This is a genomic window from Actinacidiphila sp. bgisy145, assembly GCF_057708125.1.
Window position 1 is genome coordinate 1 of the sequence record NZ_JBYIRL010000088.1, and the last position, 7,737, is coordinate 7,737.

The following is a 7,737-nucleotide window of genomic DNA, read 5'->3' on the forward strand; positions in this document are numbered from 1 at the left end:
GAGAGAGGGGGGGGGGGGGGGCGTGGAGGGACCCCCCCCCCCCCCCCCTTCCACGCGTCGCGGCGCCGCGCGGGGCGCCGTACGGCGGCTCTACCAGCCCGCGGCCCCGGTCACCTCGCGGACGGCCGGCAGCGCCGCGTCCAGCACCGTCTGGAACCACGCCGAGAACGGGCCCTCCGTACGCAGCTTCGCCAGCTCCTCCGGGGTGACGAAGACGGTCTCGCCGATCTCCGCCGGGTCCGGCCGCAGCGGGGCGCGGACCACGCCGACGTAGAGGTGGTTGTACTCCTGCTCGACCAGGCCCGAGGCCGGGTCCGGGTGGTTGTAGCGGACGGTGCCCGCCTCGCGCATGAGCACGGGGGCGACGCCCAGCTCCTCGGCGGTGCGCCGGGCCGCGGCCACGAACGGCTGCTCGTCGGGGTAGGGGTGCCCGCAGCAGGTGTTGGACCACACGCCGGGGGAGTGGTACTTGCTCAGGGCCCGGCGCTGGAGCAGCAGCCGGCCCTCGTCGTCGAAGAGGAAGACCGAGAACGCCCGGTGCAGCCGGCCGGGTGCGAGGTGTGCCGACAGCTTCTCCGCCGTGCCGATGGTGACGCCGTCCTCGTCGACGAGTTCGAGCATGATCGGTTCTTCGACCCCGGTCGGGGCCGCCACGGGGGAGGGGGAGCCGGGTCGGGCGGTGGCAGGACTGGTGGGCATTTCCATCCTTCGCGTTCGACGACGAGTTCTTAGTCTGCCGCACGTCCGGCGCGCCGCCGCGCGCGCACCGCCCTGGCCGTACCGGCGTGCGGAAGGCCCGCGGGGGTCAGCCGGCGGTGGCGGGCGCCGCTGCCCGCCGGCGGGAGGCCGTCACGCTGAGGTGGAGGGCCGTCACCGGCACATGCCTGGTTCGTGCGCGGCGTGCCCGGCCGGTTCGAGCTGGAAGGTGCAGTGCGCCACGTCGAAGTGCGCGCCGAGGCAGCCCTGGAGGTCGTGCAGCATCTTCTCGTACCCCACCGCGTCCAGGACGTCCTGGCTGACCACCACGTGCGCGGACAGCACCGGCAGGCCCGAGGTGATGGTCCAGGCGTGCAGGTCGTGCAGCCCCTCGACGCCCGCCAGCCCCTCGATGTGGCGGCGCACCTGCCGCATGTCCACCCCGCGCGGCGCCGCCTCCAGCAGCACGTCCAGCGCCTCCCGCATCAGCTGCCAGGTGCGCGGCACGATCAGCACGCCGATCAGCAGCGAGGCCACCGCGTCGGCCTGCCGCCAGCCGCTGACCAGGTAGACCGCGGCGGCGGCCACCACCGCGAGCGACCCGAACGCGTCGGAGAGCACCTCCAGGAAGGCGGCCCGCACGTTGAGGCTCTCCTTCTGCCCGGCCATCAGCACCACCAGCGACACCGAGTTCGCCACCAGGCCGATCACACCGAAGACGATGGTCGGCCCGCCGTCGATGCCGTGCGGGGTGATCAGGCGGCGGATGCCCTCGTAGAAGATGAAGACGCCGACGGCGAGCAGCAGCAGGGCGTTGAGCCCGGCGGCCAGGATCTCCGCGCGGGCGTAGCCGAAGGTGCGGCGCTCGCTCGGCGGGCGGGCCGCGACATGGACGGCGAGCAGCGCCATCGCCAGGCCGACCGCGTCGGTGGCCATGTGGCCCGCGTCGGCGAGCAGCGCGAGCGAGCCGGTGAGCAGGCTGCCGGCCACCTCGGTGGCCAGGACCAGCAGCGTGATCGACAGCGCGATCCGCAGCCGGCCGCGGTGCGCCCCGCCCGCGGTCGCCAGGCCGTGGCTGTGCCCGTGCCCATGACCGTGCCCGCGGCCCTGGGCCTGGCCGTCGCCGCCTGCGGCCCCCTGGCCCGGTCCGTGGTGGTGGCCGATCCCTGCCCCCATCGGCGGGGCCCCCTTCCGCATCTCCCGGTGTCCGCTGAACGCCCGCTCGCGTGGTCCGGCGGCCAGTCAACACCGGTTACCCACCGTGGGCAAGCCGATACTGGAGACCGTTGTCATGTGCGGTGACCTGCGGTGGTGAGGTGACCCTCAGCTGTCGCGGAGGGGCACCCGAAAGGGTGGCGGAAGGCGGGTCCGCCCCAATGTTGTGGCAGGCGACCGGAATCGAGGATGATGATCACACCGGACGGGCCAAGTTCAGGCGAACACGCAGTGAACGACTGCCGACCCGCATCCGATAACCTCGCCGTCGTGTTTCCGGCCCGCAGCCGCCCGCCGCGGCCACGTCGGTGCGCCTTCGTACGTATTCAGGGAGTGGGTTCCTCTGCCGACCGCAATTCTCACCGGCCCGCCCGCCGCCGGGACGCCGTCGCCGCTCGCGGACGACCTGCGGGCCCTGGGATTCCAGGTGGTCGAGGCCGACGGGCCGCAGGCCGTGGCCGCGCACGTCGCCGACGCGCCGCCCGCCGAGCGCGTCGCGGTCGTCGACCGCCGCTTCCGCGGCCACCGCCACGCCCTGCGCCTGGCGCTGACCGACCCCCGCTTCGACGCCGGCGCCGTGCCCGGCGCGCTCGCCGTGCAGGCCGCCGCCCGGCCCGCGCTGACCCGGGCGCTCGGCGCGCTGGCCGGCGAGGGCGCCGCAGGCCGCTCCGCAGCGCCCGGCGGCGCCACCGCCACCGTCGCCTCCGGCGCCGTCCTCGCCGACGCGCTCGCCGAGGAGCTCGGCCGCCAGGGCGCCGAACCGTACCGGCCCGAACTGGGCGTGCTGGTCGCCAGGGTGGCCCGCACCCCGCAGGAGCAGGCCGCCGCGGCCGACGCCGTCGCCGACGTCGACGAGGAAGCGGTCCGGCTGCGCAGCGCGGTCAAGTCCCGCGACGGCTTCTTCACCACCCACTTCATCAGCCCGTACTCCCGCTACATCGCGCGCTGGTGCGCCCGGCGCGGCCTGACCCCCAACCAGGTCACCACCGCCTCGCTGCTGGTCGCGCTGATCGCCGCCGGGTGCGCGGCCACCGGCACCCGCGCCGGCTACGTCGCCGCGGGCGTGCTGCTGCTCGCCTCGTTCGTCCTGGACTGCACCGACGGCCAGCTCGCCCGCTACTCGCTCCAGTACTCCACCCTCGGCGCCTGGCTCGACGCGACCTTCGACCGCGCCAAGGAGTACGCCTACTACGCGGGCCTGGCGCTGGGCGCGGCCCGCGGCGGCCACGACGACGTGTGGGCCCTCGCGCTGGGCGCGATGGTGCTCCAGACCTGCCGGCACGTCGTGGACTTCGCCTTCAACGAGGCCAACCACGACGCCGCCGCCAACACCAGTCCCACCGCCGCCCTGTCCGGGCGGCTGGACAGCGTCGGCTGGACGGTGTGGGTGCGCCGGATGATCGTGCTGCCGATCGGCGAGCGCTGGTTCCTCATCGCGGTCCTCACCGCCGCCACCACCCCCCGGATCACCTTCGTGGTGCTGCTGATCGGCTGCGGCCTGGCCGCCTGCTACACCACCGCCGGCCGGGTGCTGCGCTCCCTGACCAGGAAGGCCCAGCGCACCGACCGCGCCGCCCGGGCGCTCGCCGACCTCGCCGACAGCGGCCCGCTCGCCGAAGCGGTGGCGCGCGCCACCGCGCCGCTCGCGCGCCGGCTGCCCGCCGTCGCGCCGCCGCTGCTCGCCGCGATCGGCGCCGGCGCCCTGACCGCGACCGCGGCGCTGGCCGCCCGCGGCTCCTGGTGGGTCGTCGCGGCCGCCGCGCTCTACGTCGTGACCAGCGGGATATCCGTCGCCCGCCCGCTGAAGGGCGCGCTGGACTGGCTGGTCCCGCCGTTCTTCCGGGCCGGCGAGTACGGCGCCGTGCTGGCACTGGCGGCCGTCTCCGAGGTGAACGGGGCGTTGCCCGCCGCCTTCGGGCTGGTGGCCGCGGTCGCCTACCATCACTACGACACGGTGTACCGCATCCGCGGCGGCACCGGGGCCCCGCCCCGCGCACTGGTGCGGGCGGCGGGCGGCCACGAGGGCCGGGCGCTGCTGGTGGCCGTGCTGTCGGCGGCCCTGGTCGCGGGCGCGCACCGGCACGGCTTCACCGTCGCGCTGACGGTGCTCGCCGCCGTACTCGCGCTGCTGGTCCTCACCGAGAGCATCCGCTTCTGGGTGTCCTCGGGGGCACCCGCCGTACACGACGAGTCAGGAGAACCCGCATGATCGGCCTGGTGCTGGCGGCAGGCGCAGGACGGCGCCTGCGGCCGTACACGGACACGCTGCCGAAGGCGCTGGTGCCGGTCGGGCCGGACGGCGCGGCGGACGGCCCCACCGTGCTCGACCTCACGCTGGGCAACTTCGCGGCGGTCGGCCTCACCCGCGCCGCGGTGGTCGTCGGCTACCGCAAGGAGGCGGTGTACGCCCGCAAGGAGGCCCTGGAGGCCCGATACGGCGTCGAGCTGACCCTCATCGACAACGACAAGGCCGAGGAGTGGAACAACGCCTACTCCCTGTGGTGCGCGCGCGACGTGCTCCACGAGGGAGTGATTCTGGCCAACGGCGACACCGTCCACCCGGTCTCCGTCGAACAGACCCTGCTGGCCGCCCGCGGTGACGGCCGCCGGGTCATCCTCGCGCTGGACACCGTCAAGAAACTCGCCGACGAGGAGATGAAGGTCGTCGCCGAGCCCGGCCGCGGGGTGCGCCGGATCACCAAGCTGATGGACCCGGCCGAGGCCACCGGCGAGTACATCGGCGTCACCCTCATCGAGGCCGACGCCGCCGCCGACCTCGCCGACGCGCTCAAGGCCACCTACGAGCGCGACCCCGACCTGTACTACGAGGATGGCTACCAGGAAATGGTCCACCGCGGCCACACCCTGGACGTGGCGCCGGTCGGCGACATCCCCTGGGTCGAGATCGACAACCACGCCGACCTCGCCCGCGGACGGGAGATCGCGTGCCAGTACTGACCCGGCTGATCCCCTCGCCGGTCGTCGTCGACATCCGCGGCGGCGCCCTCGCCGACCTCTCCCAGCTCCTGGCCGACGAGCGGATCTCGCCGTCCGGCAAGATCGCCATAGCCGTCAGCGACGGCTCCGGCACCCGCCTGAGCGAGCGGCTGGCCCCCGAACTGCCGGGCGCCGCCTGGTTCCCGGTGGCCGGCGGCACCATCGACGCCGCCGTCAAGCTCGCCGACGCCATGCGCGGCGAGCGCTACGACGCGGTGGTCGCGCTGGGCGGCGGGAAGATCATCGACGCCGCGAAGTACGCCGCGGCCCGGGTCGGGCTGCCGCTGGTCGCGGTCGCCACCAACCTCTCGCACGACGGCATCTGCTCGCCGGTCTCCACCCTCGACAACGACAACGGCCGCGGCTCGTACGGCGTGCCCGGCCCGATCGCGGTCGTCATCGACCTGGACGTCATCCGCGAGGCCCCGGACCGCTACCTGCGGGCCGGCATCGGCGACGCGGTCTCCAACCTCTCCGCCCTCGCCGACTGGGAGCTGTCGCACCGCGAGACCGGCGAGCGGATCGACGGCCTGGCCGCCGCGATGGCGCGCGGCGCGGGCGAGGCGGTGCTGCGCCACCCCGGCACGGTCGCCGACGACGCCTTCCTCGTCACCCTCGCCGAGGGCCTGGTGCTCACCGGCATCGCCATGTCCATCAGCGGCGACTCCCGGCCCTCCTCCGGCGCCTGCCACGAGATCAGCCACGCCTTCGACCTGCTCCACCCGCAGCGCGCCGCCGCGCACGGCGAGCAGGTCGGCATCGGCGCCGCCTTCGCGACCTACCTGCGCGGCGCCCGCGAGCAGTCCGCGCTGATCGCCGCCACCCTGCGCCGGCACGGACTGCCGGTGCTGTCCGAGGAGATCGGCTTCTCCGCGCAGGAGTTCGTCGAGGCGGTGCGCTACGCACCGCGGACCCGCCCCGGGCGCTACACGATTCTGGAACACCTCGACCTGTCCGCCACCGACATCAGGGACGCGTACGCCGACTATGCCAAAACCATCAGTAGCTGAGCTGCGCCCCGTCGTTCACCCGGCGGGCGTCAAGGACCGGCGCAGCGGCGAGCACTGGGCCGGCCGGCTGTACATGCGCGAGGTGTCGCTGCGCATCGACCGCCACCTGGTGAACACCCGCGTCACGCCCAACCAGCTGACCTACCTGATGACCGTGTGCGGCGCGCTCGCCGCACCGGCCCTGCTGGTGCCCGGCATAGCCGGCGCCGTGCTCGGCGTGGTCGCCGTCCAGCTCTACCTGCTGCTGGACTGCGTCGACGGCGAGATCGCCCGCTGGAAGAAGCAGTACTCGCTGGCCGGCGTCTACCTCGACCGGGTGGGCGCCTACCTGACGGACGCGGCCGTGCTGGTCGGCTTCGGCATGCGCGCCGCCGACATCTTCGGCAGCGGCCGGATCGACTGGCTGTGGGCGTTCCTCGGCACCCTGGCCGCGCTCGGCGCGGTGCTGATCAAGGCCGAGACCGACCTGGTCGGCGTGGCCCGGCACCAGACCGGGCGGCCGCCGGTCCAGGAGTCGGCCTCCGAGCTGCGCTCGTCCGGGATGGCGCTGGCCCGCCGCGCCGCGTCCGCGCTCCAGTTCCACCGGCTGGTGCTCGGCATCGAGGCGTCGCTGCTCATCCTGGTGCTGGCCGTGATCGACCAGGTCCGCGGCGACCTGTTCTTCACCCGGCTCGGCGTGGCGGTGCTGGCCGCCATCGCCCTGCTCCAGACCCTGCTCCACCTCGTCTCCGTCCTCGCGTCGAGCAGGCTGAAGTGACCGCCCCGCTGACGGTCGGCGCCGTCATCATCACCATGGGCACCCGCCCGGCCGAGCTCCAGGACCTGCTGGACTCCGTCGCCAAGCAGCAGGGCGCCCCGGTGGAGGTGGCGCTCGTCGGCAACGGCTCGCCGCTGCCGGTGATGGAGCGCGAGCACCTGCGCACCGCCGAGCTGCCGGAGAACCTCGGCATCCCCGGCGGCCGCAACGTCGGCGTCGAGCTGTTCGGCCCCGGCGGCCGCGACGTGGACATCGTGATGTACCTCGACGACGACGGCCTGCTGCCCGGCGACGACACCGCCGAGCTGGTCCGCAGGGCCTTCGAGCAGGACCCCGAGCTGGGCATCATCAGCTTCCGGATCGCCGACCCGCAGACCGGTGAGACCCAGCGCCGGCACGTGCCGCGGCTGCGCGCGTCCGACCCGATGCGCAACTCCCGGGTCACCACCTTCCTCGGCGGTGCCAGCGCGGTGCGCACCGAGGTGCTCCGGCAGGTCGGCGGGCTGCCCGAGCAGTTCTTCTACGCGCACGAGGAGACGGATCTGGCCTGGCGGGCGCTGGACGCCGGCTGGATGATCGACTACCGCTCCGACCTGGTGCTGCTGCACCCGGCCACCTCGCCGGCCCGGCACGCGGTCTACCACCGGCTGGTGGCCAGAAACCGCGTGTGGCTGGCCCGGCGCAACTTGCCCTGGCCCCTGGTGCCGGTGTATCTCGGCGTATGGATGGCGCTCACCTTGGTGCGCAGGCCGTCGGGCAGCGCGCTGCGCGCGTGGTTCGGCGGCTTCCGGGAGGGTTGGGCCACTTCGTGCGGTCCGCGGCGCCCGATGCGCTGGCGTACGGTGTGGCGGTTGACCCGGCTGGGCCGACCCCCGATCATCTGACAAGCTCGGATCTGAGAGCATCAGGCGCAGTCGGGAACCCCCTGCACCCGGCGCGCATCTTGAGGACGAAAGTGTCAACTGTGAGTGATACAACGCACAATGGCGCGGTCGCCGTCGGCGCCTCGCCGGTGCCCTCGGCCTTCGACGACGGCCTCAGCGCCGCCGAACTCGCCGCCAA

At 74.1% G+C, this 7,737-nt stretch carries 7 protein-coding genes; 5 read left to right on the plus strand and 2 right to left on the minus strand.

Translation table 11 applies throughout. The features are described from left to right. Window positions 1-90 precede the first annotated feature (90 nt). Complete coding sequence (gene idi, locus AC3ERT_RS36235; protein WP_435137269.1) at window positions 91-699, minus strand: isopentenyl-diphosphate Delta-isomerase; 609 nt, start codon at window positions 697-699, stop codon at window positions 91-93. A 171-nt stretch (window positions 700-870) separates the two neighbouring features. Next, window positions 871-1,872 carry a cation diffusion facilitator family transporter gene (locus AC3ERT_RS36240; RefSeq protein ID WP_435179396.1) on the minus strand — a complete coding sequence of 334 codons (1,002 nt, stop codon included), beginning with the start codon at window positions 1,870-1,872 and terminating at the stop codon, window positions 871-873. Between the two features lie 382 nt (window positions 1,873-2,254). Between AC3ERT_RS36240 and AC3ERT_RS36245 the strand changes: the two genes are divergently transcribed. The 5 genes from AC3ERT_RS36245 to AC3ERT_RS36265 are packed head-to-tail and all read left to right on the plus strand — an operon-like array spanning window position 2,255 to window position 7,559. Continuing rightward, window positions 2,255-4,120: a DUF5941 domain-containing protein gene (locus AC3ERT_RS36245; RefSeq protein WP_435137286.1), complete on the plus strand. Its 1,866-nt coding sequence runs from the start codon at window positions 2,255-2,257 to the stop codon at window positions 4,118-4,120. Then, window positions 4,117-4,869 (plus strand): phosphocholine cytidylyltransferase family protein, encoded by a 753-nt coding sequence (locus AC3ERT_RS36250; RefSeq protein ID WP_335978561.1) that lies wholly within the window; start codon window positions 4,117-4,119, stop codon window positions 4,867-4,869. The genes AC3ERT_RS36245 and AC3ERT_RS36250 overlap by 4 nt, the downstream gene beginning before the upstream one ends. Continuing rightward, on the plus strand, window positions 4,857-5,918 hold the full coding sequence (locus tag AC3ERT_RS36255; protein WP_335978559.1) for an iron-containing alcohol dehydrogenase family protein: 1,062 nt from the start codon (window positions 4,857-4,859) through the stop codon (window positions 5,916-5,918). The genes AC3ERT_RS36250 and AC3ERT_RS36255 overlap by 13 nt, the downstream gene beginning before the upstream one ends. Beyond that, the gene (locus AC3ERT_RS36260) at window positions 5,896-6,675 is read left to right on the plus strand and encodes a CDP-alcohol phosphatidyltransferase family protein (RefSeq protein ID WP_335978556.1); all 780 of its coding nucleotides are present in this window, start codon (window positions 5,896-5,898) and stop codon (window positions 6,673-6,675) included. Before AC3ERT_RS36255 ends, AC3ERT_RS36260 begins: the two co-directional genes overlap by 23 nt. Window positions 6,676-6,683: 8 nt before the next feature. After that, window positions 6,684-7,559, plus strand: coding sequence for a glycosyltransferase family 2 protein (locus AC3ERT_RS36265; protein ID WP_335978819.1), 876 nt, complete (start codon window positions 6,684-6,686; stop codon window positions 7,557-7,559). Window positions 7,560-7,737 lie beyond the last annotated feature (178 nt).

What these genes read in the sequence shown, in the direction of transcription:
- idi (WP_435137269.1), bottom strand. Translation starts at nt 699, where the DNA reads ATGCCCACCAGTCCTGCCACCGCCCGACCCGGCTCCCCCTCCCCCGTG.
- AC3ERT_RS36240 (WP_435179396.1), bottom strand. Translation starts at nt 1,872, where the DNA reads ATGGGGGCAGGGATCGGCCACCACCACGGACCGGGCCAGGGGGCCGCA.
- AC3ERT_RS36250 (WP_335978561.1), top strand. Translation starts at nt 4,117, where the DNA reads ATGATCGGCCTGGTGCTGGCGGCAGGCGCAGGACGGCGCCTGCGGCCG.
- AC3ERT_RS36260 (WP_335978556.1), top strand. Translation starts at nt 5,896, where the DNA reads ATGCCAAAACCATCAGTAGCTGAGCTGCGCCCCGTCGTTCACCCGGCG.